The sequence below is a fragment of the Actinacidiphila sp. bgisy167 genome (genome assembly GCF_057707665.1).
Genome location: NZ_JBYIQP010000028.1, coordinates 57878 through 76215, shown reverse-complemented (window position 1 = coordinate 76215; position 18338 = coordinate 57878). Strand labels below are relative to the sequence as shown.

21 protein-coding genes and 1 pseudogene are annotated in these 18338 nt (G+C 72.8%); 12 read left to right on the top strand and 10 right to left on the bottom strand.

Annotation, left to right across the window (positions count from 1 at the left end; translation table 11 throughout):
• The coding region (locus AC3ET4_RS14070; RefSeq protein ID WP_431949078.1) for an FtsX-like permease family protein at nt 1-401 on the top strand (401 nt) is incomplete at its 5' end.
• Nucleotides 402-514: 113 nt separating this feature from the next.
• On the opposite strand, the pseudogene AC3ET4_RS14065 reads toward AC3ET4_RS14070, so the two are convergent.
• Nucleotides 515-730, bottom strand: a pseudogene (locus AC3ET4_RS14065) (hypothetical protein); the annotation flags it as partial.
• Between the two features lie 219 nt (nt 731-949).
• Between AC3ET4_RS14065 and AC3ET4_RS14060 the strand changes: the two are divergent.
• Together AC3ET4_RS14060 and AC3ET4_RS14055 are read left to right on the top strand one after the other, a co-directional pair.
• Nucleotides 950-1399: a cupin domain-containing protein gene (locus AC3ET4_RS14060; RefSeq protein WP_431949077.1), complete on the top strand. Its 450-nt coding sequence runs from the start codon at nt 950-952 to the stop codon at nt 1397-1399.
• On the top strand, nt 1396-2040 hold the full coding sequence (locus tag AC3ET4_RS14055) for a TetR/AcrR family transcriptional regulator (RefSeq protein WP_431949076.1): 645 nt from the start codon (nt 1396-1398) through the stop codon (nt 2038-2040). The genes AC3ET4_RS14060 and AC3ET4_RS14055 overlap by 4 nt, the downstream gene beginning before the upstream one ends.
• A gap of 112 nt (nt 2041-2152) precedes the next feature.
• Here AC3ET4_RS14055 and AC3ET4_RS14050 read toward each other — a convergent pair whose 3' ends face one another.
• Together AC3ET4_RS14050 and AC3ET4_RS14045 are read right to left on the bottom strand one after the other, a co-directional pair.
• Nucleotides 2153-2689: a hypothetical protein gene (locus tag AC3ET4_RS14050; RefSeq protein ID WP_431949075.1), complete on the bottom strand. Its 537-nt coding sequence runs from the start codon at nt 2687-2689 to the stop codon at nt 2153-2155.
• A gap of 102 nt (nt 2690-2791) precedes the next feature.
• Entirely contained in the window at nt 2792-3136 is a 345-nt protein-coding gene (locus tag AC3ET4_RS14045) for an ArsR/SmtB family transcription factor (RefSeq protein WP_431949074.1), read from the bottom strand.
• A 646-nt stretch (nt 3137-3782) separates the two neighbouring features.
• Between AC3ET4_RS14045 and AC3ET4_RS14040 the strand changes: the two genes are divergently transcribed.
• Nucleotides 3783-4544 carry a GNAT family N-acetyltransferase gene (locus AC3ET4_RS14040; protein ID WP_431949073.1) on the top strand — a complete coding sequence of 254 codons (762 nt, stop codon included), beginning with the start codon at nt 3783-3785 and terminating at the stop codon, nt 4542-4544.
• Between the two features lie 195 nt (nt 4545-4739).
• Nucleotides 4740-5777 carry a Gfo/Idh/MocA family protein gene (locus AC3ET4_RS14035; protein WP_431949072.1) on the top strand — a complete coding sequence of 346 codons (1038 nt, stop codon included), beginning with the start codon at nt 4740-4742 and terminating at the stop codon, nt 5775-5777.
• Here AC3ET4_RS14035 and AC3ET4_RS14030 read toward each other — a convergent pair.
• The 4 genes from AC3ET4_RS14030 to AC3ET4_RS14015 form a co-directional block, all read right to left on the bottom strand.
• Nucleotides 5746-7272, bottom strand: a complete 1527-nt coding sequence (locus tag AC3ET4_RS14030) for a glutamate synthase subunit beta (RefSeq protein ID WP_431949080.1) — start codon at nt 7270-7272, stop codon at nt 5746-5748. The two genes, AC3ET4_RS14035 and AC3ET4_RS14030, sit on opposite strands and share 32 nt — an antisense overlap.
• A gap of 327 nt (nt 7273-7599) precedes the next feature.
• Nucleotides 7600-10302: a pyruvate dehydrogenase (acetyl-transferring), homodimeric type gene (aceE, locus tag AC3ET4_RS14025; RefSeq protein ID WP_431949071.1), complete on the bottom strand. Its 2703-nt coding sequence runs from the start codon at nt 10300-10302 to the stop codon at nt 7600-7602.
• Nucleotides 10303-10447: 145 nt separating this feature from the next.
• Nucleotides 10448-11074: a GntR family transcriptional regulator gene (locus tag AC3ET4_RS14020; protein WP_431949070.1), complete on the bottom strand. Its 627-nt coding sequence runs from the start codon at nt 11072-11074 to the stop codon at nt 10448-10450.
• A 572-nt stretch (nt 11075-11646) separates the two neighbouring features.
• Complete coding sequence (locus AC3ET4_RS14015; protein WP_431949069.1) at nt 11647-12447, bottom strand: exodeoxyribonuclease III; 801 nt, start codon at nt 12445-12447, stop codon at nt 11647-11649.
• A gap of 72 nt (nt 12448-12519) precedes the next feature.
• Between AC3ET4_RS14015 and AC3ET4_RS14010 the strand changes: the two genes are divergently transcribed.
• Genes AC3ET4_RS14010 through AC3ET4_RS14000 form a run of 3 tightly spaced genes read left to right on the top strand, consistent with a single transcriptional unit; the run spans nt 12520 to nt 13808 of the window.
• Complete coding sequence (locus tag AC3ET4_RS14010) at nt 12520-13020, top strand: GNAT family N-acetyltransferase (RefSeq protein WP_431949068.1); 501 nt, start codon at nt 12520-12522, stop codon at nt 13018-13020.
• Nucleotides 13021-13029: 9 nt separating this feature from the next.
• Nucleotides 13030-13416: a PPOX class F420-dependent oxidoreductase gene (locus AC3ET4_RS14005; RefSeq protein ID WP_431949067.1), complete on the top strand. Its 387-nt coding sequence runs from the start codon at nt 13030-13032 to the stop codon at nt 13414-13416.
• The gene (locus AC3ET4_RS14000; protein WP_431949066.1) at nt 13413-13808 is read left to right on the top strand and encodes a (2Fe-2S) ferredoxin domain-containing protein; all 396 of its coding nucleotides are present in this window, start codon (nt 13413-13415) and stop codon (nt 13806-13808) included. The genes AC3ET4_RS14005 and AC3ET4_RS14000 overlap by 4 nt, the downstream gene beginning before the upstream one ends.
• A gap of 225 nt (nt 13809-14033) precedes the next feature.
• On the opposite strand, the gene AC3ET4_RS13995 is transcribed toward AC3ET4_RS14000, so the two are convergent.
• Nucleotides 14034-14207, bottom strand: coding sequence for a hypothetical protein (locus AC3ET4_RS13995; RefSeq protein WP_431949065.1), 174 nt, complete (start codon nt 14205-14207; stop codon nt 14034-14036).
• Nucleotides 14208-14501: 294 nt separating this feature from the next.
• The gene (locus tag AC3ET4_RS13990) at nt 14502-14936 is read right to left on the bottom strand and encodes an ATP-binding protein (protein WP_431949064.1); all 435 of its coding nucleotides are present in this window, start codon (nt 14934-14936) and stop codon (nt 14502-14504) included.
• 125 nt (nt 14937-15061) lie between these two features.
• On the opposite strand from AC3ET4_RS13990, the gene AC3ET4_RS13985 reads away from it, so the two are divergent.
• The 3 genes from AC3ET4_RS13985 to AC3ET4_RS13975 all read left to right on the top strand — a co-directional run bounded on the left by AC3ET4_RS13985 (nt 15062) and on the right by AC3ET4_RS13975 (nt 16524).
• Nucleotides 15062-15925 carry a helix-turn-helix domain-containing protein gene (locus AC3ET4_RS13985; protein ID WP_431949063.1) on the top strand — a complete coding sequence of 288 codons (864 nt, stop codon included), beginning with the start codon at nt 15062-15064 and terminating at the stop codon, nt 15923-15925.
• A 5-nt stretch (nt 15926-15930) separates the two neighbouring features.
• Entirely contained in the window at nt 15931-16170 is a 240-nt protein-coding gene (locus tag AC3ET4_RS13980; protein ID WP_431949062.1) for a DUF397 domain-containing protein, read from the top strand.
• Between the two features lie 108 nt (nt 16171-16278).
• Nucleotides 16279-16524, top strand: a complete 246-nt coding sequence (locus tag AC3ET4_RS13975) for a hypothetical protein (protein WP_431949061.1) — start codon at nt 16279-16281, stop codon at nt 16522-16524.
• A 115-nt stretch (nt 16525-16639) separates the two neighbouring features.
• Here AC3ET4_RS13975 and AC3ET4_RS13970 read toward each other — a convergent pair whose 3' ends face one another.
• Nucleotides 16640-17782, bottom strand: a complete 1143-nt coding sequence (locus tag AC3ET4_RS13970; protein ID WP_431949060.1) for a glutathione-independent formaldehyde dehydrogenase — start codon at nt 17780-17782, stop codon at nt 16640-16642.
• A 139-nt stretch (nt 17783-17921) separates the two neighbouring features.
• On the opposite strand from AC3ET4_RS13970, the gene AC3ET4_RS13965 reads away from it, so the two are divergent.
• Entirely contained in the window at nt 17922-18119 is a 198-nt protein-coding gene (locus AC3ET4_RS13965) for a hypothetical protein (RefSeq protein ID WP_431949059.1), read from the top strand.
• Nucleotides 18120-18338 lie beyond the last annotated feature (219 nt).

The following is an 18338-nucleotide window of genomic DNA, read 5'->3' as shown; positions in this document are numbered from 1 at the left end:
GAGCAGGCGGGAATCCCGGGCCTTTAAGCCCGGGAGGATGTCAAACCGCCATCTCCCTGGTGAACACCATGCTGATGGCCACCTCCGACCGGGTCCGGGAGCTGTCCTCGCTGCAGTTGGCCGGGGCGACGCGACCCCAGGTGCTGCGGCTGGTGGGCGCCGAGTCCCTGGCCGTGGTCGCGGTCGGCGCGCTCCTCGGACTCGCCGTGGCGGCGCTCAACCTCGCCGGGATGCAGTGGGCGCTGGCCCTGCTGTCGGTGGACAGCACGGTCGACCTGCCGTGGACGGCCGTCGGGGCGGCCGTGGGCGCGTGCGCGGTGCTCGCGGTCGTCGCTTCGACCGTCCCGGCGTGGGCTGCGCTGCGGGGCCGTGCGGCGGCGCTGGCGGGGACACGGGAGTGAGTCTGCGCCGTGCCGCCGCCCGGCGCAGGGCGGCGGCACGGCGGCGGGTGCGTGCCGAGAACGCCGCCGGGACACGAGCCGCCCCTGTCCCCGGCGGCGCGTCGGGCCTGCCGGCCGTACCGGGAGCGGGCCTGCTCCGCCGTCCGCGCGGCGACCGCACCAGTGCGCGCCCATCGGTCCAGCGCGGCCACCGCGATCGATGCGGCGTCCATCACCCGGGATGGCGGCGGGCCGCCTCCTTTGTGTCCGACAGACAGGCCGAAAACGTCCGTCCCGAGGGAGGAGTGGTCCTGCTCGACCCACTGACTGATCTGGTCGGGCACCTGCCGCGTCCGTCGCTGCACGCCAGGAGGCGATTGGTCGCCGACGAGGCGGACGTCACAAAGGCGCGCGCTGCCCGGTCGTACGGGAGAGCGGCACTGTCCCGCCCGGAAGGGACGGCGCCGGCCGGCCCGCCCAGGCCGGCACACCGGGGGCGGAAGGGCGTGACAGGCCGCCCTTCCCCCTCCCCTCGATCCGTTGCGATCACCATTGTGGAGGTGCGGCACATGTCAGACAAAAAGACGCAGGGCGGCGGCGGGCAGCCGCGGTCGGAGGCGTGGAAGACGGCGGTGACCATGGTGCAGGAGACCACGCCGCTGGCTGTGCCCGAGGGCGCCTCGGGGATGACCATCGTCGTCGAGTGGCCCCCCGGCGACCCGGGGACCCCGCCGCACCGGCACTCGGGGCCGGCTTTCGGGTACGTGCTCGAGGGCGCGGTCCGCTTCGAACTCGAAGGCGAGCCGGAGCGGATCGTCAGGGCCGGCGAGACGTTCTGGGAGCCCGGCGGAGACGTGATCCACTACCAGGACGGCAACGCCCTGCCGGACGTACGGACCCGGTTCGTCGTGACCATGCTCTGTGCGCCCGGCCGGCCGATGCTCACCCTGGTCGACGACGAGGAACTGGCCCGGCGCGCCCACCTGCGCGCCCCGCGCCCGTCGGGGACCGGCGCGTGAACACTCCCGCGCAGGAGGCGGCGCAGCGGCAGGAGCTTCGTGTGCGGGGTGGCGCACCGCGCGCCGACGCGGTGCGCAACCGCCGCCGGATCCGTACGGCCGCGGCCGACCTGCTCGCCGAACAGGGCGCCGGGGTGTCGCTGGACCGGATAGCCCGCCAGGCAGGGGTCAGCAATGCGACGCTCTACCGCCACTACGGAAGTCGTGAGGAACTGCTGACCGACGTCGCCGAGGGTGTCGCGGCCGCGGCAGCCGCCGCCGAGGCCCGGCTCGACACGGGCGACCCTGTGCTCGCGCTGCGCGGTTTCCTCGAGGACCTGGCATCCGCGCGGCCGGCCGTCCTCTACTGCCTTCCGGAAGGCCCCCGTGAGGGGTCGGCGGCGGAGGCCGGACCCCGGGCCCGCGTGACGGCCGTGACACGGAGACTGCTCTACCGCGCGCAGCGGGCGGGGCGGGTACGCGTCGACGTGCCCGCCGAGGACGTCCTCGCCGTGGTGTCGCACCTCGGCCGTCCGCTGCCGGGAACCACCTGGCGGGCCACCGAGAAGAGCTGCCCCCGCTTGGTCCGCCAGTACGTGGACGGCCTGGCGGTGCCCGCTCCTCGGGTGCCGCAGGAGCCGTACCACCCGCCAGGGCCGTGAACGCACCGGTCGCGGCGGGCACGTCCGCCGCCCCGGTCTCCCGAGGACTGCTGGGGCCGCCCCTGGGCCCGGTCGACTCTCGCCGTTCGGCCCGCGCGGTTGAGCGTCAGGCTCAGGGAGCGGCCCGGTACAGCCCGCGCCCGGCCCGCTGGACCCGGGACGCGCCCACCAGCCGGTCGAGCGTGCTGCGCACCGCGTTGATGCTGCCGGCGTTCTCGTCCCGGCCCAGGGCGGCCGCGACGTCGCGGGCCCGCACCTCCGACCCGCCGGTGGTGGCCAGGAAATCCAGGATCTGCTCGGTGAGCCTGCCGTAGCCGCCCGCCGCGGCGGCGGGCCGCCCAGCCGTGGTGGCGTTCTCGGCATGGTGCGCGTCCCGGTACCCGGTCTCCTCGGCTGCCCCGCCGGCCCCGTTGACCGCGGCGAGAGGCTGCCGCTCCGCGGCCAGGTCTTCCACGGCCCCCGCGACCGGTCCCGAGACCGCGAGGCGGCTCAGGGCGGCCAGCGCCCTGCGCACGGATGACAGATGGGCGACGACGGCCGCCAACTCCCGCTCGAGTGCCTGCTTCTGCAGTTCGAGGCGTTGCAGCTCACCCTGCAGGGCTCCGGCCGTGACCTGCGGGTCCGCGGGCGTGCGCGCTGCTGAGACCATGTGTCCTCTCATTCCCGGCCTCTGGAGGCCAACGTCCGCGCACCCGGAGGAGTGCGGCGAACACACTCGGTGACTGTGCCGGAAGAACGCTCCCGGCGCCGCCTACGGCTCGACGACGCTGACATCGCCGACGTCCTCGGCCTCTGCCGCCGCGAGCAGGACACGAGTCAGATCGGGGAACTGTTCGTCCAGTTCGGCTCGGCGCAGCGCGACGTAGCAGCGCGTCCCCTCCTGGCGGGTGCGGGTGACGCCGGCCTCGCGCAGGATCTTCAGGTGGTGGCTCAGCGTCGACTTGGCGACCGGCGCCCGCAACTGGCCCCACCCGCGTTCCTTGCCGTCGGCCAGCACGCGCACGATTCCGATCCGCGTCGGATCGCTCAGCGCGGCGAGGACGCGGGGCAGACTCATCTCGCTCGTCTCGTGGGAATCCCCATGTCCGTCCACCATGGACCTCACAATAACCCGAATGTTCGAAGAATGTGGAACATCGGGCACACGAGGAGCGGCACACACAGGGTGTCGCCGTCGCGGCCGAGGGGCGCGGCAACGTCGCCGGCGCGTCCCTCGGCGTACGCGTCGCGCCGGGGCCGGTGAGCGCCGGGACGTCCGCGTCCGCCGGGGGCGGCATGACAGTTCGAAGGGCGCCGAGGGCCCACCGCACCGAAGCGAGGGGCGCGACGACCGCGGCACGTTCCGTCTCGCGGGCCTGTCTCTGGGGCTCGCCCCGGACCAGGCCATCCCGGAGGCCGCGCGGTGTGCTCCACGCTCCGGCCCCTGCGAGTCGCGGAGGTCGTGCGGTCCGCTTCACCTTCGCGTGTCGGTTCACGCGCATCGGCACCGTTGAGCACCCTATGGGCGTGTCATGCCTGCGATGTCCCCACTGTTGGGAACATGCGGTTTGTCAACGTGTGGTGCGTCTCTGTGGTGAACGATGCCGCCGTGGCGGAAAGCGGGCGCGCGGGACCAACCGGTGCACGTGGGGCGGCCACTCGCGGGAGGGTGTCGCGAGGGGGCGCGGCGCGGGGTGCGGTTCCCCGGGTCGATGACGCCTGTGACAGGATACGTGCGCGGGGCATCTAGTCAGGGAGACGCGTTGAGCACGGCGAACACGGAGACGCTTGCGGGCATCACTGCCAACTTTCGTCAGTATCTGATGGGTTGGGGTGAGACACAGCGCGACGGCCTCGACCGCTACCGCAGCGGTCTCGCGACGCCCCAGTTCAACGGCGTGGTCCGGGTGCGGTCCCTGGACGGGCTCGGCGGCGCCGTGACCACCGCGCGCACCGAACTCGCGGGCGTGCCCTGGTGGTGGTGGGCCGGCCCCGACAGCCCCGAAGGAACCGCCGACGCCCTGGTGCGGCACGGGGCGGTTTCGCTCGGTGCGATGCCGGTGATGGCACGGCCTCTCGACAGGGCCCCGGACCCCCTGGACGCGCTGCCCGGCCTGCGCGTCGAGGAGGCCGCGACCCCGGATCGGCTGGCCGAGCTCGTCGCCACGTACCGCACCTCGATGGGCATCGCCCCCGAGGTGGAGCCGGGCATCGTGCGGTTCGAGGCCCGGCGCGCGGACAACGCGGACGTCGTCCGCCTCGCCGCCGTGCTGGACGGCGAGGTCGTCGGCACGACGGTCGTGATCACGGCGCACGGCGTGGCGGGCATCTTCCTCGTCCACGTCGCGGAGGCGCACCGCCGCCGCGGCATCGGCGCCGCACTGACCGCGGCCGCCCTTCGCGTCGGGCAGGACCGCGGCACGCGCCTCGCCGCCCTCCTCGCCAGCCCGGCCGGCGAACCGCTCTACCGCCGATTCGGCTTCACCGCGGTCTCGGAGTACCGCCTGCTCACCCTGCCCGCCTGAGCGGGGCGGGAGTCCCGCGCCCTCCCGCACCGGCGGACGCCACCGGGCCGGCGCGGACCCTCCCGGGGCCGTGACCGGCCGTACTCCTGCGCCGTGTACCGTCGCCGAGGGGGCCGAGGCGCCGGACGGACAGCCGAGGCCCGCAGGTCGTCCCACGGGACACCGACCCGTACGCATGGAAGAGGTACGCACCGCATGACCACCGAACCGCTGCGCATCGGCGTCCTCGGCGCCGCCCGCATCGCCGGGGCCGCCATCGCCGCCCCGGCCCGCACGACCGGGCACCGGCTCGTCGCCGTGGCCGCCCGCGACCGCTCCCGGGCGGCCGGCTTCGCGGCCGAGCACGGCGTCGAGCGCGTGCTGGACAGCTACGCCGACGTCATCGCCGACCCGGAGGTCGAGGCCGTCTACAACCCGCTCGCCAACGGCCTCCACGGCCCCTGGAACCTCGCCGCCGTCGCCGCGGGCAAGCACGTGCTCAGCGAGAAGCCCTCCGCGAGCAACCTCGAGGAGGCCATCGAGGTGCGGGACGCGGCCGCCAAGGCGGGCGTCGTCGTCATGGAGGCGTTCCACTACCTCTACCACCCGGTCACCCGGCGCCTGCACGAGCTGCTGGAGTCCGGTGAGCTCGGCGAGCTCCGGCACGTGGAGGCCGTCATGAGGATCCCGGCCCCCGCCGCGGAGGACCCGCGCTGGTCTCTGCCGCTGGCCGGCGGCGCCATGATGGACCTCGGCTGCTACTCGCTGCACGCGGCCGGGTCCCTGGCCCCGTGGGCCGGCGGAGCCCCGCGCCTGGTCGCCGCCCGCGGCGGCGAGCGCGCCGGCGCGCCGGGCGTCGACGAGTGGCTGGACGCGGACCTGGAGTACCCGGGCGGCGCCACCGCGTCCGCCCGCTGCCACATGGACGCGGACGCCCTCGAGATGAGCTGGCGCATCGTCGGCAGCCGGGGCGAGGCCACCGCGCCGTGCTTCGTGCTGCCGCACACGGACGACCGGGTCGTGGTCCGGACGGCCGGGGGTGAGCGCGTCGAGGAGCTGGGCAGGCGTTCGTCGTACACCTATCAGCTGGAGGCCTTCGCGGCGGCGGTGCGTGGCGGTGCGGCGGTGCCCACGGACGCTGACGACGCCGTGGAGTCGATGCGAATGATCGACGCCTGCTACCGGGCGGCGGGTTTCGAGCCGCGTCCGCGGTTCGCCGGGGTCACGCCAGGAGCGGACGGGCCGTCGGTGTGATCGGGGCCGGCAGGCATGTGCTGCCGGTGAGCAGGCGGTCGACCGAGGCGGCGCCCGACCGGCCCTCGGCGATCGCCCAGACGATCAGCGACTGACCGCGGCCCGCGTCGCCCGCGACGAAGACCTTCTCCACCCCGGTGGCGAAGTCGGCGTCGCGGACGACGTGGCCGCAGTCGTCGAACTCCAGGCCGAGCTGGGCCACCAGCCCGCTGTTGCGCTCGGCCCCCGAGAAGCCCAGCGCCAGCAGCACCAGCTGGGCGGGGATGACGCGTTCGGTGCCCTGCCGCGGGCGGCGGTGCCGCGGCTCGACCCCGACGATGTGGAGCGCCCGCACGTGCCCCTCGTCGTCGCCCTCGAAGCGGAAGGTCGACGCGGAGAACACGCGTACGTCGCCCTCCGGGCCCGGCAGCGGCATGCCTCCGTGCTCCGCCGGGTCCCACAGACCGCGCCGGGCCAGTTCCCGGGCCTCCTCGTGCGCGGGGGAGACCCGGTAGACGCGCGGGTACACCGGCCACGGTTCGTCCTCGGACCGGCACTCCCCGGGCAGCGGGTTGATGTCGAGCTGGACGACGGAGGCCGCCTGCTGCCGCAGCACGGTCCCCAGGCAGTCGGCGCCGGTGTCGCCGCCGCCGACGATGACGACGTCCTTGCCCTTCGCGCTGACCGGTGACTCGGACAGGTCGCCCTCCTGGACCCGGTTCGCCAGCGGCAGGTACTCCATCGCCTGGTGGACGCCCGCCAGTTCCCGACCCGGCACCGGCAGCTCGCGCCAGGCCGTGGCGCCCACCGCCAGGAGCACCGCGTCGTGCTCGGCGACGACCTGCCGCGCGTCGATGTCGGCGCCCACCTCGATCCCGGTGCGGAATCGCGTGCCCTCGGCGCGCATCTGCGCCAGGCGCTGGTCCAGATGGCGCTTCTCCATCTTGAACTCCGGTATGCCGTACCGCAGGAGCCCGCCGAGCCGGTCCGCCCGCTCGTAGACGGTCACCGTGTGGCCGACCCGGGTCAGCTGCTGGGCGGCGGCCAGCCCGGCGGGTCCCGAGCCGATCACCGCGACGGTGCGCCCGGTGGGTCGCTCGGGCGGACGGGGGCGGGCGAAGCCCTCCTGCCACGCGCGGTCGGCGATGGCGACCTCGACGTTCTTGATCGTGACCGGGTCGGCGTTGATCGTCAGCACGCAGGCGCTCTCGCAGGGCGCCGGGCACAGCCGGCCGGTGAACTCGGGGAAGTTGTTGGTGGCGTGCAGCCGTTCCGCGGCGGCCTCCCAGTCCTCGCGGTACACCAGGTCGTTCCAGTCGGGGATCAGGTTCCCCAACGGGCAGGCGTCGTGGCAGAACGGGATGCCGCAGTCCATGCACCGGCCCGCCTGGGCGGAGATGATCGGCAGCAGGCTCTGGCCGGTGTAGACCTCGTGCCAGTCCCGCACGCGCTCACAGACGGGACGGCGTGGCGGGGTGCGGCGGGGGGTGGTGAGAAAGCCCTTGGGATCGGCCATGGCCGCCTCCGGCGCCGCCGTCGCGATCATCGGGAGTCACGGTGACCGCGTCCCCCGGCACACGGCGCCGTGAGCCCACGATACGTCGGGTGCGCGGGTATTTCGAAGGGTGCGGCCGGCGCGGTCCACCCGGCGGGAGGAAGGCACGACGACCGCGCGGCCACCGAAGGGCGTTCCATGATCGCCGGTGACCGGAGACCCGTCACCCGCGGACGCCGGCCGGGACGGGCGCTGCGCAGCCGATCGCAGACGTGGACGCCGACGCAGGGGTGTGGAAGGCGCCGGAGCGCGGCCCGGCCCATGGCCCCACCCGGGGCGGGATGGGGCTCAGAGCCCGTAACGCTCCCGGGCCTCCTGGACGGTCTCCCGCTTCACCTCACCGCGCCCGGCGAGCGCCGCCAACGCGGCGACGACCACGGAGCCGGGGTCCACGCCGAAGTGGCGGCGGGCCGCCTCACGCGTGTCGGACAGGCCGAATCCGTCCGTGCCGATCGAGTGCCACTCCTGCGGCACCCACTGGCTGATCTGGTCCGGCACCGCCCGCATCCAGTCGCTGACCGCCAGCACCGGGCCCGGGGCCCCCTCCAGCACGCGCGTGACGTGCGGCAGAGGCGCGTCCTCACCGCGCAGCCGGGCCGCGTCGTACTCCAGACCGCCGCGCCGCAGCTCGCTCCACGAGGTCGCCGACCACAGGTCGGCCGCCACGCCCCACTCCGCCGCCAGCATGCGCTGCGCCTCCAGGGCCCAGTGGATCGCCGTGCCGGAGGCCATCAGCTGCAGCCGCGGCGCGTCGGCGGGAAGCCCGGCGGGGTCGGCGGCGCGGAAGCGGTACAGGCCCTTGACGATGCCCTCCTCGACGCCGGGTCCGGTCGGCATGGACGGCTGGATCTTGGGCTCGTTGTAGACGGTCAGGTAGTAGAAGACGTCCTCCGCATCGGGGCCGTACATGCGGCGCAGGCCCTCGCGGACGATCACACCGATCTCGTAGGCGAACGCCGGATCGTAGGAGACGGCCGCCGGGTTGGTCGACGCGATGAGGTGCGAGTGGCCGTCGGCGTGCTGCAGTCCCTCGCCCGTCATCGTCGTACGGCCCGCGGTCGCCCCGACGAGGAAGCCGCGGCCGAGCTGGTCGGCGAGGGCCCACATCTGGTCGGCCGTCCGCTGCCAGCCGAACATCGAGTAGAAGATGTAGAACGGGATCATCGGTTCGCCGTGCGTCGCGTACGAGGTCGCCGCGGCGGTGAAGGAGGCCATCGAACCGGCCTCGGTGATGCCCTCGTTGAGGATCTGACCGGTCTCCGCCTCCTTGTAGTACAGGAGCATGTCGCGGTCGACCGGGTCGTAGGTCTGGCCGAGCGGCGAGTAGATGCCGGCGCTCGGGAAGAGCGACTCCATGCCGAAGGTGCGCGCCTCGTCGGGGACGATCGGCACCCAGCGGCGACCGCTCTCCTTCTCCCGCATCAGGTCCTTCAGAAGCCGGACCAGGGCCATGGTGGTCGCCATCTCCTGGCCGCCGGAGCCCTTGGCCAGCGCCTCGAAGGGCCTCGCGGACGGCTCGGGCAGCGCCACGGGGTGCACCCGGCGGGCGGGGGCGGGGCCGCCGAGCTCCGCGCGGCGCTCCTGCAGGTAGCGGACCTCGGGGGAGTCCGCGCCCGGGTGGGCGTACGGCACCAGGTCGCCGGAGAGAGCGCTGTCCGGGATGGGCAGCTCGAGCAGGTCCCGCATGGCGCGGAACTCGGGGACCGTGAGCTTCTTCATCTGGTGGTTGGCGTTGCGCGACTCGAAACCGCGGCCCAGCGTCCAGCCCTTGACGGTCTGCGCGAGGATCACGGTCGGCGCGCCCTTGTGCGTGGTGGCCGCGTGGTACGCGGCGTACACCTTGCGCGGCTCGTGGCCGCCGCGCGAGGTGTGGAAGCACTCGATGATCTTGGCGTCGGTCAGCAGCTTCGCCATCGCGGCCAGCGCCGGGTCGAAACCGAAGAAGTGCTCCCGGATGTAGGCGGCGTCGCGGGTGGCGTAGGTCTGGAACTGGCCGTCCGGGACCTCGCGCAGCCGGCGAACGAGCGCGCCGGTGGTGTCCAGGGCGAACAGATCGTCCCAGGCGCTGCCCCACAGCGACTTTATGACCTTCCAGCCGGCGGCGCGGAACTTCGCCTCCAGCTCCTGGACGATCTTGAAGTTGGCGCGGACCGGTCCGTCGAGGCGCTGCAGGTTGCAGTTGATCACGAAGGTGAGGTTGTCCAGCCTCTCGCGGCCGGCGAGGCCGAGGGCGGCGGTGGACTCCGGCTCGTCCATCTCGCCGTCGCCGAGGAAGGCCCATACGTGCGAGCCGGAGGTGTCCTTGATGCCGCGGTGCGTCAGGTAGCGGTTGAAGCGCGCCTGCTGGATCGCGGCGAGCGGACCGAGCCCCATCGACACGGTCGGGAACTCCCACAGCCAGGGCAGCCGGCGCGGGTGCGGGTAGGACGGCAGGCCGTCGCCGCCGGCCTCCTGGCGGAAGTTGTCCAGCTGCCGCTCGCTCAGCCGCCCGTCGAGGAAGGCGCGGGCGTAGACGCCCGGGGACGCGTGGCCCTGGATGTAGAGCTGGTCGCCGGAGCCCACCGCGGAGCCCCCGGCCCCGGAGGCCCCCCACTCCTTGCCGTGGAAGAAGTGGTTGAAGCCCGTCTCGTACAGCCAGGCCGCGGAGGCGAAGGTGGCGATGTGGCCGCCCAGGCCGTAGCGGCTGCCGCGGGTGACCATCGCGGCGGCGTTCCAGCGGTTCCATCCGGCGATGCGCCGCTCCATCTCCTCGTCGCAGGGGGCCTCCGGCTCGGCGGCGGTCGGGATGGAGTTGATGTACTCGGTCTCCAGCAGCGACGGCACCGACAGACCCGAGGCCTGTGCGTGGTCGAAGGTGCGGCGCATCAGGTAGGCGGCGCGCTCCGGGCCGGCCGCACGGGTGACCGCGTCGAGGGACGCGGCCCATTCACCGGTTTCCTCCGGGTCCGGGTCCGGCAGGTGGTCGAGTGCGCTCAGCGTGGCGTCGGTCATGGTGAACGCCTTCCAGGATGGTCCGTGCGGGCAGGGGCCCTGTGGCACCACAATAATTGTGATCGATGATCGATCAAATGCCCTGTGACGAGGGTCACACGACAGCCCGCGCGGCCTCCAAGGGGAACGGGTGTACGAAGCCGGCTCAGCCGCCTTGCGGGGCGCAGCCCAGCACGTGCTCCTTGACCAGCTCGCCGACCCGCGGGTCCTTCCTGCGGAAGGCCTCCACCACCGCCTGGTGCTCCTCGGCGTACAGCCGCTGCCGGGTGCCGAGCCAGCGGATCGACAGCGCCGTCCACACCTCGATGCCCAGCGACTCCCAGGTGTGCAGCAGCACGCTGTTGCCCGAGGCCCGCACCAGCTCGCGATGGAAGGCCACGGTGTGCCGCACCTGCGCCCCGGCGTCGCCCTCCTCGTCCGCCTTCTGCAGCAAGGCGACCTCGGCCTCCAGAGCCGTCAGCTCCTGCCGCAGGCGGGGCGCGGCCAGCTCCGCGGCGATCTGCTCCAGGCCGGCCCGCACCGGGTAGATCTCCTCCAGGTCCGCGGCGGTCATACGGCGCACGCGCACGCCCTTGTTCGGGGCCGACTCGATGAGCCGCATGACCTCCAGTTCGCGCAGCGCCTCCCGTACGGGCGTCTGGCTGACCTGCAGCTCGGTGGCGATGCCCCGCTCGACGATCCGCTCCCCGGGGCTCCACCGCCCGCTGACGATGCCGTCCACGATGTACTCGCGGATCTGCTCGCGCAGCGAACGGACGACGGGCGGGGCCATGGGTACTCCTCGGGGAAAGGGCGCTGACTAGACGATACGGCGGCGGCGCCCACCGGCGGTCCCGGACGATGGCACCGAGTGCCGCGCACTGCCCGCTCCCGCCGGGCCAGGACCTGTCCGGCCGGTCATGAGCCGAATCGAGGTGGCCCACTTGTTCGAGCGGCTGGGATGGTGACTCCATGGACGATCAAAATGCGACGCCGATCCCGCCCGGTCGTGCCGAAGTGGCTGCTCAATGGCGTGCGCTGGCCGCGCGGGAAGCGACCCGTGAGGCCGTTCATGCGTGGGCGACTCCATGGGTGGAGGGCGAGGGGGCAGACGCGGATTTCGAGGACCCTCTGGTCGGAATGGCTCTGCAGTACCTGCACGGTTTCGACCTCTGCCGGGATCCAGGCCGTCCCGGCGTCGTCTGGCATGGCTCATCCGGTGAGGGCGAGTGGTGCCACTCGCCCGATGACATCACCGATGGATTCGCCCGGTGGCAGGCGAGATGCGCCCTGTACGACGCGGATCCGCGGGGCTGGTCCCGATGACCGGGCAGGCAGCTCCGCCGCGCACTGCCCGCTCCCCGGTCAGCCGAGATCGTAGGCCACCGTCACCGGGGCGTGGTCGGACCAGCGCTCGGGGTGGGTGGCCGCACGCTCGACCCGGGTCCACGCCGCCCGGGCCGCCAGGCCCCGGGTGGCGACGTGCAGGTCGATCCGCCAGCCGCTGTCGTTGTCGAAGGCGCGCCCGCGGTAGGACCACCATGTGTACGGGCCCTCGCCGTCCGGGGTGAGGTGGCGCACGACGTCGGTGTAGCCGGCCTCGTCGTAGACGCGGGAGAGCCAGGCCCGCTCCTCCGGGAGGAAGCCGGCGTTCTTCTGGTTGGCCCGCCAGTTCCTCAGGTCGCGTTCGGTGTGCGCGATGTTCCAGTCACCGCAGACCAGCACCTCGCGTCCGTCCGCTGCGGCCTTCTCGCGCAGCCTGACCAGGTGCCCGAGGAACGCTGCCATGAAGCGCTCCTTCTCCTCCTGGCGCTCGGTGCCGACCTCGCCGGAGGGGAGGTAGAGGCTGGCGACCGTGACACCGGGCAGGTCGATCTCCGCGTAGCGGCCGGAGCCGTCGAACTCCTGCGAGCCGAACCCGACCCGTCGCGCGTCCGGTTCCCGCCGCGAGTAGAGGGCCACCCCCGCCCGGCCCTTCGCCGCCGCCGGAGCATGGAGCACGTGCCAGCCCTCGGGGGCGCGGACCTCCGCGGGCAGTTGCGCGGCCTCGGCGCGGACTTCCTGCAGGCATACCACGTCGGCCGTGGTCGCCTCCAGCCAGGGGAGGAAGCCCTTCTTGGCCGCAGCGCGCAGCCCGTTCACGTTCACGGTGGTCACGGTGAGCATGACGGGGACGATACCGGCCCTCCGGAGGGTGCCCGTACCGGGGCGTAGGCCGCACACCCGTACGATATGCGGGTGGAGATCAGGAAGACGCGCTACGACCACCCCGACGCCGTGCTGCTGACCGAGCAGGTGCAGCAGGAGTACGTGCGGCGGTACGGGGGGCCCGACGAGACCGCGATGGACGCCGACCACTTCGACGGCGGCCAGGGCGAATTCATGGTCGGCTACCTCGACGGCGTCCCCGTGGCGACCGGCGGCTGGCGCGGCCAGGACGCCTCCCCGGAGGGCTTTGAGGACGGCGACGCCGAGGTCAAGCGGATGTATGTGGTGCCCGAGGCCCGCGGCCGGGGCTTCGCGCGCCGGATGCTGGCCGCGCTGGAGGCCGGCGCCGCCGCGGCGGGCCGCAGGCGGATGGTCCTGGAGACGGGGCAGGAGCAGCCTGAGGCGATCGCCCTCTACGCTTCCTGCGGCTACACGCCGGTGCCCAAGTTCGGCCACTACAGGGACAGTCCGCTCAGCGTGTGCCTGGGCAAGGCGCTCCAGGAACCGGCCGAGGTGGCCGTTTCCGCGTAGCCTGGGGCCATGATCGAGGACGGAGCGTCCGCCCGGCTCGCGGCGGGCAAGTACCTGTTGGTCACCACCTACCGGAGGGACGGCCGCGCCGTCCCCACGCCGGTCTGGGTGGTCCGCGACGGCGAGGCGCTCGGCGCGTGGACCGCGGCGGACTCCGGCAAGGTCAAGCGGATCCGCAACCGAGCCGACGTGCTGGTCGGCCCCTGCGACGTACGCGGCAACCCCACGGGGGAGCAGATGCCCGCGCGCGCCGAGATCCTCGGCCCCCGGGAGACGGAGCGCTACCGCGCCCTGGTCGCCGGCAAGTACGGGCTGCTGGGCCGGCTGACCCTCCTCGGCAGCCGGCTGCGCCGCGGCCGCGAGGGCACGGTGGGCGTGCGGATCACCCTCACATGAGCGGCGGCGGGCCGGGGCGAAGCGCCTGCACGGTCACCGTCTGCCGGGGCTGCTGCTGCGGTACGGGGAAGATTCCCGGTGTCGACCACGGCGGTCAACTCGACCGGTTGCGGCGGGAGCTGGCCGCGATCTGCCGGGTGCGCGTCACCGAGTGCCTCGATATGTGCGAGCAGGCGAACGTGATGGTGGTGCAGCCGTCGCCGGAGGGGCGCGTGGCCGGCGGCCGGCCGCTGTGGCTCGGCCTGGTCAACGATGCGGGGGCGGTCGACGACATCGTCGCCTGGGTGCGGGCGGGGGGACCGGGCCGTGCCGCGGCGCCCGAGGTGCTGGACCTCTACGCGATGGAGCCGCCCGGCAGGCGTGCCGTGGGCGCGGGGGACGCGGGCCCTTGAAGAGGCGCGCCAGGGCTCGCGCGGGGAAGGTTCCCGGCGGCGGCCACGGCGGTCGACTCGACCGGTTGCGGCGGGAGCCGGCCGGGATCTGCCGGGTGCGCGTCGCCGAGTGCCTCGATACGTGCGAGCAGGCGAACGTGGTGGTGGTGCAGCCGTCGCCGGAGGGGCGGGGAGCCGTACGGGCGTCGCCGCCCATACGGCCCGTGAACCAGCAGCGCCGGAGCGTCAGTCGATACCGCGCAGGATGTGCGATTCGCTCAGGTCGTCCTCGTAACCGGCCAGCCGGATCGGCGCGGACCTGGCCCAGACGTCCAGGTTGCGCAACTGCCGCTGCTGCGCGGCGGGCTGATCGTCAGGCTCCGTGGGGAGCTGGTTCCGCGTGGACTTCTCGGGTGTCACCGCGCACTCCTTCGCGTCGGGTGAGCCGGACGCCGGGCCGGCCGCTGCCGGACGCCGACCGCCCGGTGGGGCTTGAGGGCTGAGCGGACGCGGTGGCGCCGGTTGCGGAACCGGGCGGGGACCGCGGTGAGCGGTTCCTCCCGGGGCGGAGACAGGGGGGTGTCGGTGCTCCCCCGAAGGCCTTTCCGTCGGGAGAAGCCTATGCCCGGCGGCGGAGAGCCACCATCCCGATCACGGCGTGCCGCGGCGATGTCCACCCTTCCCGCGCACACCGCCGGGGTCGTCGTGCCGTGCTCAACCGCTGTGCGGGAGCGCCTCATTGCGGGGGCAGGAGAGGGTCGCCCATACGGTGCGACCGGTGCCGTGCGCCGGCGGCCGCACACCCCAGCCTTCGGCCAAATGGGCGACGAGAGCGAGACCGCGGCCGCTCTCGTCGCCGTCGGCGGCCGTGCGCGCCTGCGGCCCCGCGGGCGCGCGTCCCTCGTCGACGACCTCGATGTGCAGTTTGCCGGCCGCCGTCCAGAGCAGGCACGCGACGTTGTCGCTGCCGCTGTGCACCACGGCGTTGGTGAAGAGTTCGCTTACCACCAGGCCGGCGTCGTCGCCGAGTCCGGCGAGCCCCCATCTGCCCAGCGCCGAACGCACCTGACGGCGCGCGACGCCGACCGACGAGGCCTGCGCCGGCAGTCGGAGCCGAAAGGTGTCCCGGGCACTGATGGCATAGAGCACACCGGAAACTATGGCCACTGGTTGCGCAGAAGGCAAGGGTCATTCTGCAAATTACATAATCGCCAGTATCAGGGTGTGGCTTCCATTCCTGACATGGCACACTGCTGCCATGCGGGAGTTGCAGCGTGACTGAGGCGAGGGCGAGCGGGGCGCCGACCGTCCTCCGCGTGATCCTCGGCAAACGCCTCCACGACCTGCGGGAGAAGGCGGGCTACTCGTACGAGCAGGCTGCCCGCGAGCTGGACGTCACCCATGCCACCGTGCGCCGGATGGAGAAGGCCGAGGTCGGCCTGCGCATCCCGTACGTGGAGAAACTGCTGGCGCTGTACGGCGTCGACGCCGCCGAGGCGGCGACCTTCGTCGACCTCGCCCGGCAGGGCAACCGCCCCGGCTGGTGGCACCGTTACCGCGACGTGCTGCCGTCCTGGTTCAGCGCGTTCGTCAGTCTCGAGGGCGAGGCGGCCATCATCCGCGCCTACGAGCCGCACTACGTCCCCGGACTGCTGCAGACCGAGGACTACGCTCGCACCGTGCTGAAGGCCGGCCGCCCCGGGGCCTGCGAGGAGGAGATCGAGCGCCTGGTCGCGCTCCGCCGGGAGCGCCAGTCGCGGATCGACCGGCCGGACGCCCCGCTGCTGTGGGTGGTGATGGACGAGACGGTGCTGCGCCGTCCCATCGGCAGCCCCGACGTGATGCGCGCCCAGCTGGACCGGCTGGCCGAGGCATGCGAGATGCCGCAGGTGAGACTGCAGATCATGCCCTTCGACGCCGGGCCGCACCCGGCGATGTACGGGCCGTTCCACATCTTCCGGTTCCAGATCCGCGAGCTGCCGGACGTCGTGTTCACCGAGAGCCTGGTGGGCGCCGCCTACCTGGACGACGTGGACGACGTCTCGGCGTTCCTCGAGGCGCTCGACCGGATGTGCGCGCAAGCCGCGCCCGCACACAGCACCGCAGCCATCCTCGATGGCATCCGCAAGGAGATCTGACACACATGGACGACCGCATATACAACGGCATGCGCGCCCGCGACCTCGGCACCGAGGGCTGGCACAAGCCGTGGAGCGGCGGCAACGGGGGCAGCTGCGTGGAGGCCATGAAACTGGCCGACGGCAGGGTCGCACTGCGGCAGTCCACCGACCCCGACGGGCCGGCCCTCATCTACACGGACCACGAGATCAGGATGTTCATCCAGGGGGCCAAGGACGGGAAGGCGGACTTCCTGTTGTCCTGAGCCCGGGACGACGTCTTCGAGTGCACGCAGCCCGCGCGGGCAACCGCGACGACCAACGGGCTGTCTCCAGGGGTAAAGCGCCGCCGGGTGCGTGACAAGGGGAGCAGCATGACCGGAAAACTGGGACCGTTGTACGAACCGGGCGTGGCGCGTGTGCGCATCGCCGCAGCCGACGCGGCGACCGCCCACAGGGTCGCCGACGTCATCGCCTCCCGGTATCCGGGGACCCGCCCGCCGCGGGTGACCACGGACGCGGACGGGCTGGTGGAGTTCGACCTCTACACGTACACCCTGGAGGAGGTCGGCCCCTCCCGCCCGTACGGCGCTCACGCCCAGGACCCGGAGAGCTGCTAGCCGGGCCCTGGGCGCGATCGGCGGGTGCGGTCAGTCGGCGCCTCGCCATGCCGCTGAGCGGTCACCTCTGTGCGGGCGGTCGGTCCCGCCCCGGTGGTCGGCCTCGACCCGGTGGTCAGCCCTGACCCGGGTGGAGGACGACCTTGGTGTAGCCCTCGATGCGCTTGTCGAACTTGTCGTACGCCGACGGCGCGTCCGCCAGGGGCAGCTCGTGGGAGACCACGAAGCTCGGGCGGGCGCGACCCTCGATGATCATGTCGCGCAGCTGCCGGTTGTAGCGCTTGACGTTGCACTGCCCGGTCCCCACCCGCAGGCCCTTCTCGAAGAGCCGGCCGATGGCGACCAGCAGCCGGCCGCTCCTGGCCTGCTCGTCCGGGCCTCCGGGGTCCGACGGCACGTACAGGCCGGGGATGCCGAGGGCTCCGGTGGGGCGCACGGTGTCGATCAGCGAGTTCAGCACCGCTGCCGGCTCCTCGTGGTTCGCGCCACCGGCCTGGGCCTGGTAGCCGACCGCGTCGACTCCCTTGTCGGTGCCCTCGCCGTTCGTGTGCTCCTTGATCTGCTCCACCGGGTTGCCCTTGGTGAAGTCGATCGGGATGGCGCCGATCTCCTCGGCCTTCTGCAGTCGCTCCTGCACGCGGTCCACGACGAACACCCTGGCCGCCCCGCGCAGCAACGCCGAGTACGCGGCCATCAGCCCGACCGGGCCGCCGCCGTACACGGAGACGCTTTCGCCGGGCGATACCTGAGCGAGTTCGCACCCGTGGTAGCCGGTCGGGAAGATGTCGGCCAGGAGCACGAAGTCGGATTCGTTGGCGGTGCCCTCCGGCAGTTTCAGACAGTTGAAGTCCGCGTACGGTACGCGCACGTATTCCGCCTGACCGCCCGGCCAGGGGCCCATGGCCACATAGCCGTAAGCGCCTCCGGCAAACCCCGGATTGACCGTGAGGCAGAAGCCGGTGAAACCCGCCGAGCAGTTCTTGCAGAATCCGCAGGCGACGTTGAAGGGCATGACCACGCGGTCGCCCTGCTTGAGGGTGGTGACCCCCTCGCCGACCTGGTCGATGATTCCCAGGTTCTCGTGGCCGAAGACGATGCCGGGCTCCGCGGCGGTCCGGCCCTCGTACATGTGCAGGTCAGAGCCGCAGATCGCGGTGGATGTCACCCTGACGATCACGTCGTTGGGGTGCTGCAGGCGCGGATTCTCGACTTCTTCGACGGCTACTTCGAACGGTCCTTTGTAAACGACGGCCTTCACGTGGACACCTCCGATTGGTGTCGTTCATGGCTTGCGTGACCTATTTCTCATGCTGCCTCCTTGGGCAGAACGAGACAAGCCAGCTAGGCTTCAGGTAAATGTGTCGAATTGCGGTTGACCGCGGAGAAAGGCGGGAACAATGGCCCAGCGCTCAGGAACGCTCCTCGTCCCCGTGCCCGGCCTGTCCGGCAGGGTGTACCCGGTCGGCACGCGCGTGGCCATCAGCGGGCTCGGTTCCTCCGTGGACGCCTTCGTGAACGGCGACTGGCTGCCGCTGTCGTGGTGGGAGTTCGCCGAGGGCCGCAGCGACGACGTCTACGAGGGCCCCAGGACCTGACATCTCCCGCCCCTGGTGACGGGCGAGACGCGCGGCGCGGTCGAGGCCGGCACGGCCGCCCCCCGCTCAGCCCCTGCCTTGTCCGAACTGCGGGGACGGCACACGGGGTTCGCGCGCCGTCCCGTCCGGCGGACAGTGCCGCGAGCGAACGCGGCGCTGGAGTCCGCGCCGGTCCGCGGGGCGCCGCGGATCCGCGTTCGCCGCATGCGTCCGGGTGTG